A 15,728-nucleotide genomic window follows, 5' to 3' on the forward strand; every position below is an offset into this window, starting at 1 on the left:
CCGCCACCCCGGTGGCACCCCGGCGCCACGCCGGTGCAGCGCGCCTGATCGATACTTGAGGCATGGCTGATCACCCGCTGAGCCCGCTGCCCGGGGCCCGTGAGGCGCGCGACCCGGCCCGCGCCATCAAACGCGGCCCGAGCCGGGTCCCGCCGGAGGTCGTCGCCGCCAACCAGCGGGAGCGCCTCTACGACGCCGTCGTGCACACCGTCGCGGAGAAGGGCTACGCCAACGCGACGGTCAGCGACATCTGCCGCGCCGCGGGCGTGACCCGGCCCGCCTTCTACGCGCTGTTCGCCGGCAAGGACGACGCGCTCATCGCCACGTACCGGCACGGCACCGACCTGCTGCTGCACCTGATGGAGTCCGCGTTCCGCGCCGAGCCCGCCTGGCGCGACGGCGCCCGCGCCGCCCTGCGGGTGCTGCTGCAGGTCCTCGCCGAGCTGCCGGCCTTCGCCACCACGGCGGTGGTCGAGATCGACGCCGCCGGCCCCCTGGCCAGGGCCGAGCGCGCCCAGCTGCTGCGCCGCTTCGACCGCTTCTTCAGCGAGGCACCGAGCGCCGGCGACCTGCCGATGCCGGAGGAGCTGGTCGAGACGGTCGTCGGCGGCATCTACGCGACGATCTACCGCCACGTCGCGGCGGGCCGCGTCGAGCAGCTCCCCGCGCTGCTGCCGATGCTCGCGTACTTCACGCTGGTGCCGTTCGTGGGCCGCGAGGAGGCGGCGAGCGAACTGTCGATCCCCGTCCCCGAGGGCCCGTCCGGCTGCCACCTGACCCCGGAACCCTGACCCACCCGCGCTCGCCGCCCGGCCGCGCGCCGCACCGGCGGCGTGGGGTCGGCGGGCCGGGGTCAGGCCGTGCGGGGGGCCAGGGGGGCGAGGCGGCCCGGCAGCGACGAGCGCTGGTGCGGCACGCGGGGCGGCGCGGGGGAGCGCAGCAGCGAGGCGCGGAAGGCGCCCGGGGTGAGGCCGGTCTCGCGGGCGAAGAACCGGCCGAAGTTGGTCGGCTCGTCGAAGCCGAGCCGGCGGCCGACCTCGGCGACCGGCAGGGTGCTCGTGGCGAGCAACCGCTTCGCCTCCAGGGCGATCCGCTCGTCGACGATCTGCTTCGCGCTGCGGCCGGTCATCACGAGGCTCGCCCGGGTCAGCGTGCGCACGGAGCAGCCCAGGCGCTCGGCGTAGTCCTCGACCCGGCGGTGCGTGACGTCGCGCTCGATCTCGGCGCGGAGCTGGTCGATCAGGTCGGCGGCGGGGCCGGAGCGGGCCGGTGGCGCCAGGGCGACGATCCGCATCAGCAGGACCGCGACCTGGTGCGCGAGGAGGGCGCGGCTCAGCTCGCTGCCGTCGCTGCGGGCCCGGTCGACCGCGATCTGCGCGATCTCCGCGACGATCGCCTCCTCGTCCTCACCGGCCGGCTGCCAGCAGGTGGGGGCGGTCGGGTCGGCGACGAGCCGCACGGGCAGCGGCGGCAGGGCCGGCAGCGTGGCGGGCGGGAAGGCGAGGACGGTCGCGTCGAAGCCGGCCTGCCCGCCGAACTGGTGCACCTGGCCCGGCCGCCCCCACAGCAGCGTGCCGGGGCGGCAGGCGTGGGTCACGAAGTCGATCGTGTGGGTGCCCTGGCCGGTGCTGGCGAGGATGACGACATGGTCGCGGGCGCGCTGCGGCGCCGGGTGCGCGGGCAGGTCGCTGAGCCGCGCCGCATCGACGGTCGCGGTCGGTGAAGCCCGGAGAAGCGCCATGACCTGCCCGACTGTACCGAAGCCGGGCCGGGCCGTCACCTCCACCGCGATCCGGCGCAGGCGTTGCCCGGAAGTGGCGCTCCCCGATGCCCGCCCGGGCCTCGCCGCCGGACCCCGCAGCCGGCTCCACGGCCGGACTCCTCAGCCGGGCCCGCGGCCGGACTCCTCAGCCGGGCCCGCGGCCGGGCCCCGAGGGCCGGGTCCCGAGGGCCGGGGCCGGAGGGCCGGGGCCGGAGGGCTCAGCCGACGCTGATGCCGGCGACGGCCAACTCCTCGAGGCGGACCTGCTCGAAGGCGGCGCCGAGCTCGATGAGGCGGTCCGCGTCGACGGACTCGCGCAGCGCGGGCAGCGTCGACGTCTCCTCCTCCTCGACGTGGTGACCGACGGTGGCGATGAAGTCCTCCAGACGGTCGTTGAACGCCTCGTCCTCCGGGCCCATCCGCTGCAGGTCGTGGAGCATCCGCTCCGCCTCGTGGTGCTCGTCGGCGCCGTGCTGCGCGACCTCGGCGGGCAGCGACGGGTACACCCGCTGCTCCTCGGCGTGGCTGTGCGCGGTGAGCCGCGCGGCGATCTCGTCGAGCAGCAGCTGCCGGTCGCCCGAGCCGGCGCGGAGCCGGTCGAAGAGCTGCTCCATGAGCCGGTGGTCGTTCATGATCAGCGTGACGGCGTCGGATGCCATGACTCCCCCTGTCGTCGCGGTCACCGTTCAGCGTGCATGCATACCCGGCGACAAGAAGGGCTAAACGGTCAAACCGCACCGCACGACGTGCGCCGCGCACGGTTTCGACCGATGATCGAATCATGCGGTCGTGGCTGTATATCCCCGATATCCGGAATGTCGGGAACATCGGTGCCAGCGAGGCCGACGCGCTCGTGGTCGACCTCCACGGCGCCGCGGCCCCCGGCGCCGTCGGCGTCTGGATCGTGGAAGCGGCCCGTGCGGCGGTCTGGGTCAGGCTCGACGCGACGGAGGAAGGCCGGCAGGCCGTGCGCCCCGTCGTCTCACCCGCGCTGACCGGGGTCTGCGTCGCCGCCGAGTCGGCCAACGAGATCGCCGCCCTCGGTGCCGTCATCGCCGAGGCCGAGGAGGCGGCCAGGCTGCCGGTCGGCCGGATCGCCGTCATCCCCCGCCTGGCGACCGCCGCCGCCGTCCTGCAGGCCGCCGAGATCGCGCGCGCCCCGCGGGTCGCCCGGCTCCAGCTCGCCGAGGGCCCCCTCGCGCGGCAGCTGCTGGTCGAGCCGGGCGAGGACGAGCGCGAGCTGCTGTGGGCCCGGTCGATGGTCGTGATGGCCAGTGCGGCGGCCGGACTGGCGCCGCCGATCGCTGCGGCCTGCCCGCCGGGCACCGAATGCGAACCGTCCGGCGTGGTCCTGCGCAGGCTCGGCTTCCGCGGTCGGACGTGCCTCGACGAGGAGCAGGTCCGGGTCGCCAACAAAGTATTCGCAAACGCATAGGACATTGGCACGAGATTATGTGCCGTACGACAAGCACTTACCCATTGTGCTGTCGACAATGCGTTCGGTGAATATTTCTGCCCCGTAAAAACCTGGAAACGTCGCCGTTGCGCCGAGCGTCCCCCGGCCAGCGAAAGTTGGCCCGGGGCAGCCGTTAGGGTCCGTATGGGTTCGTGTACGCCAACCCAACGGATGAGGAAAAACGAGGCGTTCGGCGGCGCTCGTGGGACATCGGTATTGACACGGATCGGCCGAGCTGTGATTGTGCTCAACGTCATGCGCCTGCTTGTCAGGACTGACCCGTATTGTCAATCTCGGATGCTTGCGGGGACTCTTCGTGACCCAAAGCCAGAGCACGTCGTCGCTGCCCGTCCCAAGACAGGAGCGCGACGCTCGGCCGAGTCCCGATCGCCGGCCGACCCGTCACGCCGCCGCCCCGGCCGCGCCTGAGCGCGACCAGCGGGCCGGACGGCGCGAGCGGCCCGGCCGGCGCATCATCGACCAGCTTCGCCTCATCGTGGGCGTGCCACTCGTCGCCGTCGTCGTGTTCGCCGGCATCGCCCTGGTGACCACCGTCCAGCAGGTGAACCGCAGCCGGCAGCTGCAGGACCTCTCCGCGCTGGCCTCCAACTCCGGCGGCCTGGCCCACGCGCTGCAGCGCGAGCGGGCCGCGGCCGTCAACGTGCTGCTCAACCCGAATCCGGCGCAGCTGGAGGCGTACTCGTCGCAGGTGATGATCACCGACGACAACGTCACGGCGTACCGGGAGAGCCGTGCCGGCCTCAGCGACGTGCCCGACGTGGTCCGCCGCGTCGACTCGAACCTCGAGGGCCTGGCGCAGCTGCGCGAGCAGGTCCGCAAGGACGCCCGCGCGTCGGTGTCCGGCATCGCGTTCAGCTACCGCATCCTCATCGCCGACCTGCTGTCCTACCGGGAGTCGGTGGCCCGCTCCGGCGCCCCGACGGAGCTCGCCGACCAGATCCGCGCCGCCGCCGCCCTGTCGCGCGCCGCGGAGGCCCTCGGCCAGCAGCAGGCGGCCGTGCTGCGCGCCGTCGCGGCGACCGAGCTGACCCCCGCGCTGCAGCAGGAGATCACCGCCACCCGGACGAGCTTCATCGAGGCGACGGTGCAGTTCAACGACCTCGCCCCGGCCGAGTGGCGCAGCTGGTACGAGCAGGCCAGCACCGGCGAGCAGGTCATCGCCGCGCAGCGGCTGCAGGACCAGGTCAACCGCGCCCGGCCCGGTGAGCGGTTCAGCCTGGACACGGGCGGCTGGATCAACGCGATGTCCGGCTGGTCCGGCCTGCTGTTCGGGGTCCAGCAGAAGGTCGACGGCGCGATCGAGAAGAAGGTCAGCGAGCTCCGCGACGAGCAGATGACCCAGGCCGGCTTCCAGATCGCCGGCGTCGCCCTGGTGCTGCTCATCGCGATCATCCTGACCGGTGTCGTGGCCCGGCGGATCACCCGCCGCCTGCGCGCCCTGCACGACTCGGCCCGCGAGGTCGCCTACGAGCAGCTGCCCGCGGTCGTCGCGGAGCTGCGCGCCGCGGCGCCCGGCACGGTCGACCCGGACGAGGTCGCGGACCGGGCCTCGGCGAAGCTCGTCGTCGGCGGCGCGGACGAGGTCGCCGACGTGGCGCAGGCCTTCCGCGCCGTCCACCGCGAGGCGGTCCGCATCGCCGGTGAGCAGGCCGTCATGCGCTCCAACGTCGCGGAGATCTTCGTCCACCTGTCCCGCCGCGAGCAGCGACTGGTCGACGCGGTGCTCGCCCAGGTCGACCGGGTCGAGCGCGACGAGACCGACCCGGACCGGCTCCAGCAGCTGTACCAGCTGGACCACCTCGCCACCCGGATGGCCCGGATCAACCTGAGCCTGCTCGTCCTGGGCGGCTCCGGCGCCGCCCGCGTCCGCCGCGAGGACGCTCCGATGGGCAAGGTCCTGCAGGCCGCGATCTCGCAGATCGAGCACTACACCAGGGTCCGGTTCGGCAGCGTCGACGACGACGTCGCGGTCGTCGCCGAGGCGGTCGACGAGATCGTGCACCTGCTCGCGGAGCTGCTCGACAACGCCACCGGCTACTCGCCGCCGGAGTCGGAGGTGTGGGTCACCGGCCGGGCCCTCGGCGACCGGGTCATTCTGCAGATCGTCGACGAGGGCGTGGGACTGGCGCCGTCGCGCCGGCAGCAGCTCAACGACCTGCTCGCCCAGCCGCCGGCGATCGACATCGCCGCGGTCCGCGCCATGGGTCTCACCGTGGTCGGGCACATCGCCGCGCGGTACCAGATCCAGGTGCAGCTGCGGCCGGGCCAGCACACCGGCACGCTCGCCGAGGTGGTCATCCCCAAGGACGTGTTCCGCCCGATCATGGCCTCGGAGCGGCAGCCGCAGCTCGCGACCGCCGTCACCGCGACCCTGCCCGCCGGGTACGCCCAGAGCAACGGCGGCAACGGCAACGGTGGCAACGGGGGTGGCCCCGTGCCCGGCCCGGTCGCCGCGGAGCTGTTCACGCCCGCGCCGCGGACCGCGCCGCCGAGCCTGTTCGACGTGCCCACGCAGGAGTACCGGGTCGCCACGCCCACGCAGGACTACGCGCCGGTGCAGGAGTACACGCCCGTCCAGGACTACGCGCCCGTGCAGGAGTACCGCGCGCCGCAGCCGCAGCCGCAGCCGCAGCGGCAGCCGCAGCCGATGCCGCCCGGCCCGGGAGCGTGGCCACCGCTGCCCGAGCCCGACATGCCCTCGATCCTCGCCGACGCCGACGACTCGATCGAGCTGCCGATCTTCCAGTCGGTCAACGGCTGGTTCCGCACCGAGACGCCCGCCGAGCTCGCCACCCCGGAGGCGTACGCCACGCCCGAGGAGCCCGCGAACTGGGAGTCCAGCGCCGACGTCGGCTGGCGCGCCGCCCAGCAGGCGGCGACGCCGGAGGTCAGCAGCGTCACCGCGTCCGGCCTGCCGGTCCGCGCGCCGCAGCGGCATCTGGTGCCCGGCGCGGCCGCGCCGTCACAGGGGGACCGCTCCACCGCACCGCGCCGGGACCCCTCCAAGGTCGCCGCCGCGATGTCCGCCTACGCCCGCGGTGTGGCCGGCCGCCGGCCGGGCAGCTCCTGAACCCGACGGAACCCCAAGGCTCCTGACGCACCATGAACGGCAAGAGAGGACCACTTCTGTGACCGACCCGAGTAATCTCGGTTGGCTGCTGGACAATTTTGCGAGCCGCACCCCCGACGTCAGCCACGCGCTGGCGATCTCCACCGACGGGCTGGTCCTGGCGCACACCCGCGCGCTGCCGCGCGACCGGGCCGACCAGCTGGCGGCCACCGGCAGTGGTCTCGTCGCGCTGCTCGCCGGCGCGGCGCGGTTCTTCGAGGCGGGCAACGTCATCTCCAACGTGACCCAGCTCGACGGCGGCTTCATGTTCACCATGGCGTTCACAGACGGCGCGTCGCTGCTGGTGCTCGCCTCGCCGCACGCCGACGTCGGCAAGGTGTCCTACGAGATGACCGAGCTTGCCAACCGGATCGGTGACGCGCTGGCCCCGACGGTGCGCGGAGCGCCGGCATGACCACGCCGGGGCGCGGGCGGCCCACCGCTGTCAAGATCATCATCGCGGGCGGGTTCGGCGCCGGCAAGACGACCCTCGTCGGGGCCATCTCGGAGATCCCGCCGGTGACGACCGAGGCGGTGATGACCGCGGCCAGCCTCGGTCACGACGACTCGACCCTCGTGCCGGACAAGGGCAGCACCACCGTCGCCATGGACTTCGGCCGGATCACGCTCTACCAGGACCTGGTGCTCTACCTGTTCGGCACGCCCGGGCAGAAGCGGTTCTGGTTCATGTGGGACGAGCTGTGCCGGGGCGCGATCGGCGCCGTGGTCATCGCCGACACGCGACGCCTCGCCGACTGCTTCGGTGCCATCGACTACTTCGACAACCGGCGGCTGCCGTACGTCATCGCGGTGAACCACTTCGAGGGCGCCGCCCGCTACCACCTCGAGGACGTCCGCGACGCCCTCGCGGTCAACCCGGGCGTGCCCATGATCAACGCCGACGTCCGCTCCCGCACGTCGGCCAAGGAGATCCTGGTCGCCGTCACCGAGCACGCCCTCGCGCAGCGCACCGGCGCCCGCCGCTGACCCCCGCGGACCCCACCGCGAGAACACACCGCGAACCCCATCGCGAGCACGAGATCCGCGAACAACCGCGAACGCAGAACACATAGGAGAACCATGCAACGACGATCGCTGGTCAGTGCGGTGCTCGCCGCCGGGCTGCTGGTCGCAGCCGCCGGTTGCGCCGACGGTGACACCAAGTCCAGCAGCGGCGCCGCCGCCTCCACCCTGAAGATCGGCTTCCTCGGTTCCCTCACGGGCACCTACCAGGCGGTCGGCACCGACCTGAAGAGCGGCTTCGAGCTGTACCTGTCGACGCACGACAACAAGCTCGGCGGCCACCCGATCGACCTGAAGATCGCCGACGAGGGCGACGGCGCCCCCACCGCCGTGCCCGCCGCGACGAAGCTCATCAAGGACGAGAAGGTCGTCGCGATGACCGGCATCGTCGGCGGTGGCTCGGTCGCGGCCGTCGCGCCGCTGCTCGCCGAGGCGAAGATCCCGCTGATCGGCTCCAACGGCCGGCCGGAGCTCAAGGACCTCAGCGGCGTGTGGACGACCAGCTTCATGTCCACCGACGCGGGCCAGGCCATCGCGCAGTACATCAAGGACAAGGTCAACGGGCCGGTCTTCGCGATCGGGCCGGAGTACCAGGGCGGCTTCGACCAGGTCGGCGGCTTCACCACCGAGTTCACGAAGATCGGCGGCCAGCTGGTCAACGGCAAGGCGACGTGGACGCCGTTCCCGGCGACCACGAACTTCCTGCCGTACCTGTCGCAGATCAAGCAGAGCGGCGCCAAGGCCGTCTACACGTTCTACGCCGGCAAGGCCGCGATCGACTTCGTGAAGCAGTACGCGCAGTCCGACGCGAAGGACATCCCGCTGTACGCCGCGGGCTTCCTCACCGAGGGCTCGGTGCTGCAGGCGCAGGGCGACGCGGCGCGGAACATCCTCAACGTCTGCAACTACTCGCCGGACCTCGACAACGAGGAGAACCGCAAGTTCGTCGCCGCCTGGAAGCAGAAGCACCCGGACGTGACCCCGACCGAGTACGCGATGGCGTCCTACGACGCGGCCGCCGTCCTGGACCGCGCGATCGCCGCGGCCGGCGACAACCCGACCCCCGAGTCGATCAACGCCGCCGTCGCGAAGCTCGGCCAGATCGCGTCGCCGCGCGGCAACTGGCAGTTCGGCCCGAAGAACCACTCGCCGATCCAGAAGTGGTACCTGCGGCAGGTCCGCAACGACGGCCGGGCCCTCGCCAACGTCATGGTGCAGGACCTCGCGACGGTCGGTGCCTGACCGAGTTGGACGCGTACCTGATCCCGGCGGTCGACGGCGTGGCCTACGGCCTGCTGCTCTTCGTCGTCGCCGCCGGGCTCACCCTCGCCTTCGGCGTCGGTGACGTACTCAACCTGGCGCACGGCACGCTGTTCGCCTTCGGCGCCTACGCGGCGGCGAAGGTCAGCGACGGCTCGTGGGTCTCGCTCGCGGCCGCGGTGCTCATCGGCGCCGTGACCGCGGCGGCCGGCGGCGCCGTCCTGTCGGCGCTGCTCGTGCCGCTCGCGGGGCGGGGCCACCTCGCCCAGGCGCTGCTCACGTTCGGCGTCGCGCTCGTCGCCGGCGACCTGCTCGTCGGCTGGTTCGGCCCCGACGAGCTGCCGGTGCGGATCCCCGCGAGCCTCGACCGGGCGGTGACCATCGCCGGGCACTCCTACCCCGGCTACCGGCTCGCCTTCATCGTCGTCGCCGCGCTGATCGCGGTGACGCTCTACGTCGTCGTCGCCCGCACCCGCGCCGGCAGCCTGGTCCGTGCCACCGTCGACGACCGTGACATGGTCGCCACGCTCGGCGTCAACCCGTTCATGGTGCGCACCGGCATCCTCGCCGCGGGTGGTGCCCTCGCCGGGCTCGCCGGCGCGCTCGGCGCCCCGATCATCGGCCCCGGACCGCGCACCGCGGACCTGGTCCTGATGCTGTCCCTGGTCGTGGTGGTGCTCGGCGGCATGGGCTCGATCGGCGGCGCGTTCGTCGCCGCGATCGCGGTCGGCGAGATCCAGACCATCGGGGTGACCTCGGAGACGACCCGGGACTACGCCCCGTTCCTGCTGTTCGGTGCGATGGCCGTCGTACTGTCGGCCCGGGCCCGTGGCCTGCTGTCCGCCGGGCGGACCGCCTCATGACCGCGCTCAAGCGCCTCGCGCCGCCGGCCTCGGTGCGGCGGCTCGCGCCGCTGGGGTTCCCGGCGCTGATCGCGGTGCTCCTGCCGCTGGCATGGGTGCTGGACGACTACGCCACCAAGACCCTCACCCGGATCCTCGTCATCGGGCTGCTCGCCGTCAGCGTCGCGCTGCTCACCGGCGTCGCGGGCCTGCCGACCCTCGGGCAGACCGCGCCGTACCTCGTCGGGGCCTACACGGCCGCGACCCTGGTCCGGCACGACGTGGCGATCGGCGTCGTGCAGCTGCTCGCGGCGGCCGCCGCCGGTGCGCTGTTCGCGCTGGTCACCGCGCCACTGGTGGTCTACGCGCGGGGCGTCGTCGTGCTCATGATCACCCTGGCGCTCGGCGAGCTCACCTCGACCGTCGCCGGACGGTGGAAGTCGGTCACGAACGGCACCGACGGCATGCTCGCGTTCGCGTCCCCGGCGCCGCTGCCGGGGCTGGTCACGCTGAGCACCGACCGGGCCACGTACCTCTACGTCCTCACCGTCGTCGCGGTGCTGGTCGGCGCGGTGCTGCTGGTGCTGCGCTCGCCGGCCGGCGCGATGCTGCGGGCCGCCCGCGACGGCGAGCAGCGGATGCGGGCCAGCGGGCACCCCGTCGCCGGGTACCTCACCGTCGCCTACGTGGTCGCGGGTGCCCTCGCCGGCTCCGCGGGCGCGCTGCTGGTCACCGTCGAGCGCTACGTCTCGCCCGGCGACGGCGGCTTCGACGTCTCCGCGCTCGTCCTGCTCGCGGTCGTCATCGGCGGCGCCACCTCGCTCATCGGCGCGCTGCTCGGCACGGGCCTGGTGGTCGCCGCCCGCGACTGGGTCTCCGGGCCGCTGCCCGGCCACGCGCCGCTGGTGCTGGGCGGGCTGTTCATCATCTGCGTGTACCTCCTGCCCCGGGGGTTGCTGGGAAAGCGGTCGGCGCATGAATGACGTGCTGGAGGTGGCGGGGCTCGGCCGCCGGTACGGCGACCTCGCCGTGCTGGACGGGGTCGACCTGCGGATGGCGCCGGGCGACCGGGTCGGGCTGATCGGCCCGAACGGCGCCGGCAAGTCCACCCTGCTCAACCTGGTGGCCGGGTCGCTGCGCCCGACGGCGGGCCGCATCCGCTTCGACGGCCGCGACGTCACCCGGCTCGGCCCGGCCGGCCGGGCCCGGCTCGGCATCGGCCGCACCCACCAGCACCCGGCCGTCTGGGCGAGCCTGCCGGCGCTGGACAACGTGCTCGTCGCCGCCCGCCGGCCGTGGGGACGGCTGCGTGCCGGCCGCCGCGCCAGGGCCCGCGAGCACGCCCGGGACCTGCTCGCCGGCGTCGGGCTGACCGGCGTGGACCAGACGCTCGCGGGCGCGCTGTCGCACGGGCAGCGCCGGCAGCTGGAGCTGGCGATGGCCCTGGCGGGGGAGCCGCGCCTGCTGCTGCTCGACGAGCCCGCCGCCGGTCTCGCCCCGCCGGAGGTCGAGGTCCTCGCGTCGCTGCTGGCGTCGCTGCCGCTCACCGTCGCGATCCTGCTGGTCGAGCACCATCTCGACCTGGTCTACGGCTTCGCCGACCGCATCACGGTGCTGCACTCCGGCCGCCACGTGCACACCGGCACCGTCCCGGAGACCCGCTCCTCACCAGAGGTGGCGGCCGCCTACGCCGGAGTGGCCCCATGACGCTGACCATCGAGGGACTGCACGCGGGGTACGGCGGCGGCACCGTCCTGCACGGCGTCGACCTGGTCGTGCCGGAGGGCGCGGCCCTGGCGGTGCTCGGGATGAACGGCGCCGGCAAGACCACCCTCGTGCACACCATCGCCGGCCTGGTCAAGGCCCGCTCCGGCAGCGTCCGGCTGGGCGGCACCGAGCTGGCCCGCCGGCCGGCGCACGCGATCGCCAGGTCGGGCGTCGCGCTGGTGCCGCAGGGCCGCAGGGTGTTCGCCAGCCTCACCGTCGCCGAGCACCTGACGCTGTCGCGCCGCAAGGGGGAGTGGACCCGGCAACGCGTCCTGGACCTGCTGCCGCGGCTCGGCGAGCGCCTCACGAACAAGGGCAACCAGCTCTCCGGCGGCGAGGCGCAGATGCTCGCGATCGCCCGGGCGCTGCTGACCCAGCCGCGGCTGCTGCTGCTCGACGAGCCGTGCGAAGGGCTCGCCGTCGACCTCGCCGCTCGGGTACGGGCCGTCGTCGCCGAGCTGACCCGCACCGGGCTCACCGTCCTGCTGGTCGAGCAGCAGCCCGAGCACGCCCGGGCGGTCACCGGACACCTCGTACACCTGGAGAACGGCACACTGCGGGCCGTCACGGAGCGCGACGAGGGCGACACCGAAGGGGCGGCGGGAGTCTCCGTGTCCCGGTAGGCCGCCGGGGACGCCCGGGCCCAGCGGCGTGACGCCGCCGGTGACCTGGTGGCACCTGCCGGCGACCGGCTGCTGGAGGAGGCGTCGGCTGCCTGGCGGCCGCTGCCGCGCCCCGGCGACACCCGGGCCCGCTACGGCGGCGAGGAGTTCGGCGTGCTCCTCGCCGGCGCCGCCCCACCGGAGGCGGCGCGGATCCTGGACCGGCTGCGCGAGGTGACCCGCACGGCCAGTCGTTCTCCGCCGGGCTGGTCCGGTGGGACGGTGTGGAGGCCGCGGACGAGGTCGTCGGGCGCGCCGACGAGGCCCTTCACCACGCGAAACACAACGGCAGGAACCGTGTTCACCTGGCGGACGCCACCCCGACGACCAGGAACACCAGGATTCTCGCCTGAGGTTCGCGCGGGCGTTGTTGCAAACTCTTGGCAACAACATCGAGTCGGCAATAGGCTGCATGGCATGCCTGCGGTAGCCATGCACATCTCCAACGGGATCATCGACAACCAGATCGCGGTGCTGTTCGCCGTCGTCGCCCTCGCCGGGCTCACCCTGTGCTTCATCCAGGGCCGGCGCGAGCTCGACGACCGGCTCGTGCCCATGGCGGGCCTGGTCGCGGCGTTCATCTTCGCCGTGCAGATGCTCAACTTCCAGGTGCTTCCCGGGGTCAGCGGCCACCTGCTCGGCGGCACCCTCGCCGCGATCCTGGTCGGGCCCTACCTCGGCGCGATCTGCGTCACGATCGTCCTCGTCGTGCAGGCGCTGATCTTCAGCGACGGCGGCGTCACCGCGCTCGGGCTCAACATCACCAACATGGCACTGCTCGGCACCGCCGCCGGCTACCTGGTCGTCGCCACCCTGCTGCGGGTGCTGCCCCGGCGCACCTGGACACTGACCGCGACCGCCGTGATCGCCAGCGTCGTGTCGGTGACGGTCGCCTCGCAGGGCTTCGTCCTGCAGTACGCCCTCGGCGGCGCCACCGACGTCGGGAAGTCCCTCGGCGCGATCGCCGCCGCCATGGCCGGCACACACCTGCTGATCGGGCTCGGCGAGGGCGTCATCACCGCGCTCACCGTCACGTACGTGGCGAAGGTCCGGCCCGACCTCGTCTACGCGGTCCGCAACCTGCGGCGCCCGGCCGTCCGCCAGGCGGTGGCGGCATGAAGAAGTCGACCTGGTTCATCCTCACCGGACTCGTCGCCGCGCTGCTGCTCGCGGGCGTGGTCAGCAACTACGCCTCCGGTCACCCCGACGGCCTCGACTCCGTCGCCCGCGACGGCTGCACGTTCGACGCCGACGACACCATCACCGGCGGCACCTGCATGGCCCAGGGCGAGACCGACAACCAGACCAAGGACAGCCCCCTCGCCGGGTACGGGCTGCGCGGCGTCGGCAACGACTTCCTCTCCACCGGCCTGTCCGGGGTGATCGGGGTCGCCGCCACGTTCGCTCTCGGCGGCGGCGTCTTCTGGCTCCTGCGCGCCGGCCGCTCGCAGTCGGCCCGGCGATCGTCGCAGGCGGGCTGACATGGGGGCGGGGCACAGCCACGCGCTGTTCGTGGACCGGCGGTCACCCGTACACGACCTGGCGCCAGAGGTGAAGATCACCGCCAGCGTCCTGTTCACCGTGGCCGTCGTCGCGACGCCGCGGGAGGCGCTGTGGGCGTTCGGCGGCTACCTCGCCGTCATCGTCGCGGTCGCGTTCACCGCCCGGATCCGCCTGCGCTGGCTCGCCCTGCGCTCCCTCATCGAGCTGCCGTTCATCCTGTTCGCGTTCGCGCTGCCCTTCCTCGGCCACGGCGAGCGGGTGCACTGGCTCGGCATGAGCCTGTCCGTCGACGGGGTCTACGGCATGTGGAACATCATCGCCAAAGGCACCCTCGGCGTGCTCTCGTCGCTGCTGCTCGCCGGCACCACCACCCCACGCGACCTGCTGCTCGGCCTCGACCGGCTGCGCTGCCCGGCGATGATCACCGCCATCGCCACCTTCATGCTGCGCTACCTCGACGTCCTGGCCGGCGAAGGCCGCCGGATGCGGGTCGCGCAGCGCTCCCGCGGCTACGACCCGCGCTTCCTGTGGCAGATCAAGGGCTTCGCCACCGGCATCGGCGCGCTCTTCCTGCGCGCCTTCGAGCGGGGCGAACGCGTCTACCTGGCGATGATCTCCCGAGGGTACGAGGGGCGCATCCCCCTGGCGCTCGCCGGCGGCGGCGCGACCGCCCGGCAGTGGGCCGCGGCCGCCACGGTGCCCGTCGTCGCCGGTGCGATCGCGACGGTAGCGTTGCTCGGGTGACGCCATCCCTGCGGGTGACCGACCTGCACTTCGCATACCCCGACGGACACGTGGCGCTGCGCGGCGTCGACCTCACCGTGCCGCAGGGGGAGCGGGTCGCCCTGCTGGGCCCCAACGGCGCCGGCAAGACCACGCTCGTGCTGCACCTCAACGGCATCCACGCGGCGACCGCCGGCGGCGTCGAGGTCGGCGGCCTGGCCGTCGATCCGCGCGACCGGGCCGGGCTGAAGGAGGTCCGCCGCCGCGTCGGGATCGTCTTCCAGGACCCCGACGACCAGCTCTTCATGCCGACCGTCGCCGAGGACGTCGCCTTCGGCCCGGCCAACCTCGGCCTGCGCGGCGCCGAGCTGACCGCCCGCGTCGACGAGGCCCTCGAAGCGGTCGGCATGGCCTTCGTCCGCGACCGCGCCCCCCACCACCTGTCCTTCGGGCAGCGCCGCCGGGTCGCCGTCGCCACCGTCCTCGCGATGCGGCCGGAGATCCTTGTGCTCGACGAGCCCTCCTCCAACCTCGACCCCGCGTCACGCCGGGAGCTCGCCGCCATCCTGCGGTCCCTGCCCGTCACGCTGCTGATGGTGACCCACGACCTGCCGTACGCGCTGGAGCTCTGCCCGCGCTCCGTCATCCTCGACGACGGCCGGATCGCCGCCGACGGCCCGACCCGGGACCTGCTCGCCGACGCCGACCTGCTCGAGCGGCACAGGCTGGAGCTGCCGTTCGGCTACACGGTGACCGCGTGACCGACTCGGCCACCTGGACCCGGGTGGACGACGGCCGGTTCCAGGTGGACCTGCTCACCGCCGACTACCGGCGGCACGCCTTCACCCGGCACAGCCACTCGACCTTCGCCATCGGCGTCGTCGTCTGCGGAGCCGAGCAGTTCCACTACCGGGGCTCCCTGCACCGCGCGGGCGTGGGCAGCCTGGCGATCCTGGAGCCCGGCGAGCCGCACGACGGCCAGGCCGCCGACCCCTCCGGCTGGGCCTACCGGGTCTTCTACCCGCCCGCCGACCTGCTCTTCGAAGGCGTCGCGGCACCGTCACACTTCGCCGACGCGGTGGTGCACGACCCGCGGACCGTGCACCTGATCCGCTCGGCCCACGAGGAGCTGACCTCCGGCGCCGACGCCTTCGCGGCCCACTCGAAGCTCACCTGGGCCTTCGCGGCGGTGGTCCACAGGCACGGCTCGCACGCCCCGTCCGGAATGCCGGCGCTGTCCGTCCGGGACACCGCAGCGGAGCGGAAGGTCACCGAGATCCGCGACCGGCTCATGGCCGACCTCCGCTGCGCCCCCAATCTCCGCGAGCTCGCCGACGGCGTCGAACTCTCCCCGTTCCACATGCTGCGCGTCTTCCGCGCCGCGACCGGCTTCCCGCCGCACGCCTGGCTCGTCCTCGAACGCGTCTGCCGCGCCCGGCACCTCCTCGCCGCCGGCCTCACCCCCGCCCAGGTCGCCAGCAGCGTCGGCTTCGCCGACCAGGCCCACCTCACCCGCTGGTTCAAGCGCGTGACGGGCGTCACCCCGGCCGCGTTCCGCAACTCCGTTCAAGACCCCGTCCGCACCACCGCGTGATGCTGT

General features: G+C 73.4%; 18 protein-coding genes and 1 pseudogene. 16 read left to right on the forward strand and 3 right to left on the reverse strand.

The features are described from left to right. Positions 1 to 62: 62 nt before the first annotated feature. The gene (locus tag ACFY3L_RS37285) at positions 63 to 791 is read left to right on the forward strand and encodes a TetR/AcrR family transcriptional regulator (protein ID WP_389335308.1); all 729 of its coding nucleotides are present in this window, start codon (positions 63 to 65) and stop codon (positions 789 to 791) included. Positions 792 to 853: 62 nt separating this feature from the next. Here the strand turns inward: ACFY3L_RS37285 and ACFY3L_RS37290 are convergent, their stop codons facing one another. Further along, on the reverse strand, positions 854 to 1,741 hold the full coding sequence (locus tag ACFY3L_RS37290) for a helix-turn-helix domain-containing protein (RefSeq protein WP_389335310.1): 888 nt from the start codon (positions 1,739 to 1,741) through the stop codon (positions 854 to 856). Between the two features lie 239 nt (positions 1,742 to 1,980). Next, a complete protein-coding gene (locus tag ACFY3L_RS37295; RefSeq protein ID WP_389335313.1) occupies positions 1,981 to 2,421 on the reverse strand; it encodes a hemerythrin domain-containing protein in 441 nt (146 codons plus the stop codon). Between the two features lie 122 nt (positions 2,422 to 2,543). Between ACFY3L_RS37295 and ACFY3L_RS37300 the strand changes: the two genes are divergently transcribed. From ACFY3L_RS37300 to ACFY3L_RS37345, 10 genes and pseudogenes are all read left to right on the forward strand, one after another. Then, positions 2,544 to 3,197 carry an aldolase/citrate lyase family protein gene (locus tag ACFY3L_RS37300; RefSeq protein ID WP_389335316.1) on the forward strand — a complete coding sequence of 218 codons (654 nt, stop codon included), beginning with the start codon at positions 2,544 to 2,546 and terminating at the stop codon, positions 3,195 to 3,197. Positions 3,198 to 3,720: 523 nt separating this feature from the next. Next, positions 3,721 to 6,309, forward strand: a complete 2,589-nt coding sequence (locus tag ACFY3L_RS37305) for a nitrate- and nitrite sensing domain-containing protein (protein WP_389335319.1) — start codon at positions 3,721 to 3,723, stop codon at positions 6,307 to 6,309. 58 nt (positions 6,310 to 6,367) lie between these two features. Continuing rightward, the gene (locus ACFY3L_RS37310; protein ID WP_389335322.1) at positions 6,368 to 6,763 is read left to right on the forward strand and encodes a roadblock/LC7 domain-containing protein; all 396 of its coding nucleotides are present in this window, start codon (positions 6,368 to 6,370) and stop codon (positions 6,761 to 6,763) included. Further along, on the forward strand, positions 6,760 to 7,335 hold the full coding sequence (locus ACFY3L_RS37315) for an ATP/GTP-binding protein (RefSeq protein ID WP_389335324.1): 576 nt from the start codon (positions 6,760 to 6,762) through the stop codon (positions 7,333 to 7,335). The genes ACFY3L_RS37310 and ACFY3L_RS37315 overlap by 4 nt, the downstream gene beginning before the upstream one ends. 93 nt (positions 7,336 to 7,428) lie before the next feature. After that, complete coding sequence (locus tag ACFY3L_RS37320; RefSeq protein ID WP_389335327.1) at positions 7,429 to 8,613, forward strand: ABC transporter substrate-binding protein; 1,185 nt, start codon at positions 7,429 to 7,431, stop codon at positions 8,611 to 8,613. Positions 8,614 to 8,618: 5 nt separating this feature from the next. After that, a complete protein-coding gene (locus ACFY3L_RS37325; RefSeq protein WP_389335330.1) occupies positions 8,619 to 9,494 on the forward strand; it encodes a branched-chain amino acid ABC transporter permease in 876 nt (291 codons plus the stop codon). Continuing rightward, positions 9,491 to 10,456 (forward strand): branched-chain amino acid ABC transporter permease, encoded by a 966-nt coding sequence (locus ACFY3L_RS37330; protein WP_389335333.1) that lies wholly within the window; start codon positions 9,491 to 9,493, stop codon positions 10,454 to 10,456. Before ACFY3L_RS37325 ends, ACFY3L_RS37330 begins: the two co-directional genes overlap by 4 nt. Next, complete coding sequence (locus tag ACFY3L_RS37335) at positions 10,449 to 11,180, forward strand: ABC transporter ATP-binding protein (protein WP_389335336.1); 732 nt, start codon at positions 10,449 to 10,451, stop codon at positions 11,178 to 11,180. Before ACFY3L_RS37330 ends, ACFY3L_RS37335 begins: the two co-directional genes overlap by 8 nt. After that, positions 11,177 to 11,863: an ABC transporter ATP-binding protein gene (locus tag ACFY3L_RS37340; RefSeq protein WP_389335339.1), complete on the forward strand. Its 687-nt coding sequence runs from the start codon at positions 11,177 to 11,179 to the stop codon at positions 11,861 to 11,863. Before ACFY3L_RS37335 ends, ACFY3L_RS37340 begins: the two co-directional genes overlap by 4 nt. A 48-nt stretch (positions 11,864 to 11,911) precedes the next feature. After that, positions 11,912 to 12,034, forward strand: a pseudogene (locus tag ACFY3L_RS37345) (diguanylate cyclase domain-containing protein); the annotation flags it as partial. On the opposite strand, the gene ACFY3L_RS37350 reads toward ACFY3L_RS37345, so the two are convergent. Next, a complete protein-coding gene (locus ACFY3L_RS37350; RefSeq protein WP_389335490.1) occupies positions 11,995 to 12,174 on the reverse strand; it encodes a hypothetical protein in 180 nt (59 codons plus the stop codon). The pseudogene ACFY3L_RS37345 and the gene ACFY3L_RS37350 overlap by 40 nt on opposite strands. Before the next feature lie 145 nt (positions 12,175 to 12,319). Between ACFY3L_RS37350 and ACFY3L_RS37355 the strand changes: the two genes are divergently transcribed. From ACFY3L_RS37355 to ACFY3L_RS37375, 5 genes are read left to right on the forward strand one after another with little or no spacing between them, the layout of a single operon-like run. Further along, positions 12,320 to 13,021: an energy-coupling factor ABC transporter permease gene (locus ACFY3L_RS37355; protein ID WP_389335486.1), complete on the forward strand. Its 702-nt coding sequence runs from the start codon at positions 12,320 to 12,322 to the stop codon at positions 13,019 to 13,021. Then, entirely contained in the window at positions 13,018 to 13,383 is a 366-nt protein-coding gene (locus ACFY3L_RS37360) for a PDGLE domain-containing protein (protein WP_389335342.1), read from the forward strand. Before ACFY3L_RS37355 ends, ACFY3L_RS37360 begins: the two co-directional genes overlap by 4 nt. 1 nt (position 13,384) lies before the next feature. Further along, positions 13,385 to 14,149 carry a cobalt ECF transporter T component CbiQ gene (gene cbiQ, locus ACFY3L_RS37365; protein ID WP_389335345.1) on the forward strand — a complete coding sequence of 255 codons (765 nt, stop codon included), beginning with the start codon at positions 13,385 to 13,387 and terminating at the stop codon, positions 14,147 to 14,149. Next, a complete protein-coding gene (locus ACFY3L_RS37370) occupies positions 14,146 to 14,889 on the forward strand; it encodes an energy-coupling factor ABC transporter ATP-binding protein (RefSeq protein ID WP_389335348.1) in 744 nt (247 codons plus the stop codon). The genes cbiQ and ACFY3L_RS37370 overlap by 4 nt, the downstream gene beginning before the upstream one ends. Next, positions 14,886 to 15,722, forward strand: a complete 837-nt coding sequence (locus ACFY3L_RS37375; protein ID WP_389335351.1) for an AraC family transcriptional regulator — start codon at positions 14,886 to 14,888, stop codon at positions 15,720 to 15,722. The genes ACFY3L_RS37370 and ACFY3L_RS37375 overlap by 4 nt, the downstream gene beginning before the upstream one ends. Positions 15,723 to 15,728 lie beyond the last annotated feature (6 nt).

This window comes from Dactylosporangium sp. NPDC000521, assembly GCF_042898305.1.
Classification (GTDB): Bacteria; Actinomycetota; Actinomycetes; order Mycobacteriales; family Micromonosporaceae; genus Dactylosporangium.

Coding starts and splice junctions, on each gene's coding strand:
- ACFY3L_RS37285 (WP_389335308.1), top strand. CDS start 63: ATGGCTGATCACCCGCTGAGCCCGCTGCCCGGGGCCCGTGAGGCGCGC.
- ACFY3L_RS37340 (WP_389335339.1), top strand. CDS start 11,177: ATGACGCTGACCATCGAGGGACTGCACGCGGGGTACGGCGGCGGCACC.
- ACFY3L_RS37355 (WP_389335486.1), top strand. CDS start 12,320: ATGCCTGCGGTAGCCATGCACATCTCCAACGGGATCATCGACAACCAG.
- ACFY3L_RS37330 (WP_389335333.1), top strand. CDS start 9,491: ATGACCGCGCTCAAGCGCCTCGCGCCGCCGGCCTCGGTGCGGCGGCTC.
- ACFY3L_RS37290 (WP_389335310.1), bottom strand. CDS start 1,741: ATGGCGCTTCTCCGGGCTTCACCGACCGCGACCGTCGATGCGGCGCGG.
- cbiQ (WP_389335345.1), top strand. CDS start 13,385: ATGGGGGCGGGGCACAGCCACGCGCTGTTCGTGGACCGGCGGTCACCC.
- ACFY3L_RS37300 (WP_389335316.1), top strand. CDS start 2,544: ATGCGGTCGTGGCTGTATATCCCCGATATCCGGAATGTCGGGAACATC.
- ACFY3L_RS37295 (WP_389335313.1), bottom strand. CDS start 2,421: ATGGCATCCGACGCCGTCACGCTGATCATGAACGACCACCGGCTCATG.
- ACFY3L_RS37335 (WP_389335336.1), top strand. CDS start 10,449: ATGAATGACGTGCTGGAGGTGGCGGGGCTCGGCCGCCGGTACGGCGAC.
- ACFY3L_RS37315 (WP_389335324.1), top strand. CDS start 6,760: ATGACCACGCCGGGGCGCGGGCGGCCCACCGCTGTCAAGATCATCATC.
- ACFY3L_RS37360 (WP_389335342.1), top strand. CDS start 13,018: ATGAAGAAGTCGACCTGGTTCATCCTCACCGGACTCGTCGCCGCGCTG.
- ACFY3L_RS37320 (WP_389335327.1), top strand. CDS start 7,429: ATGCAACGACGATCGCTGGTCAGTGCGGTGCTCGCCGCCGGGCTGCTG.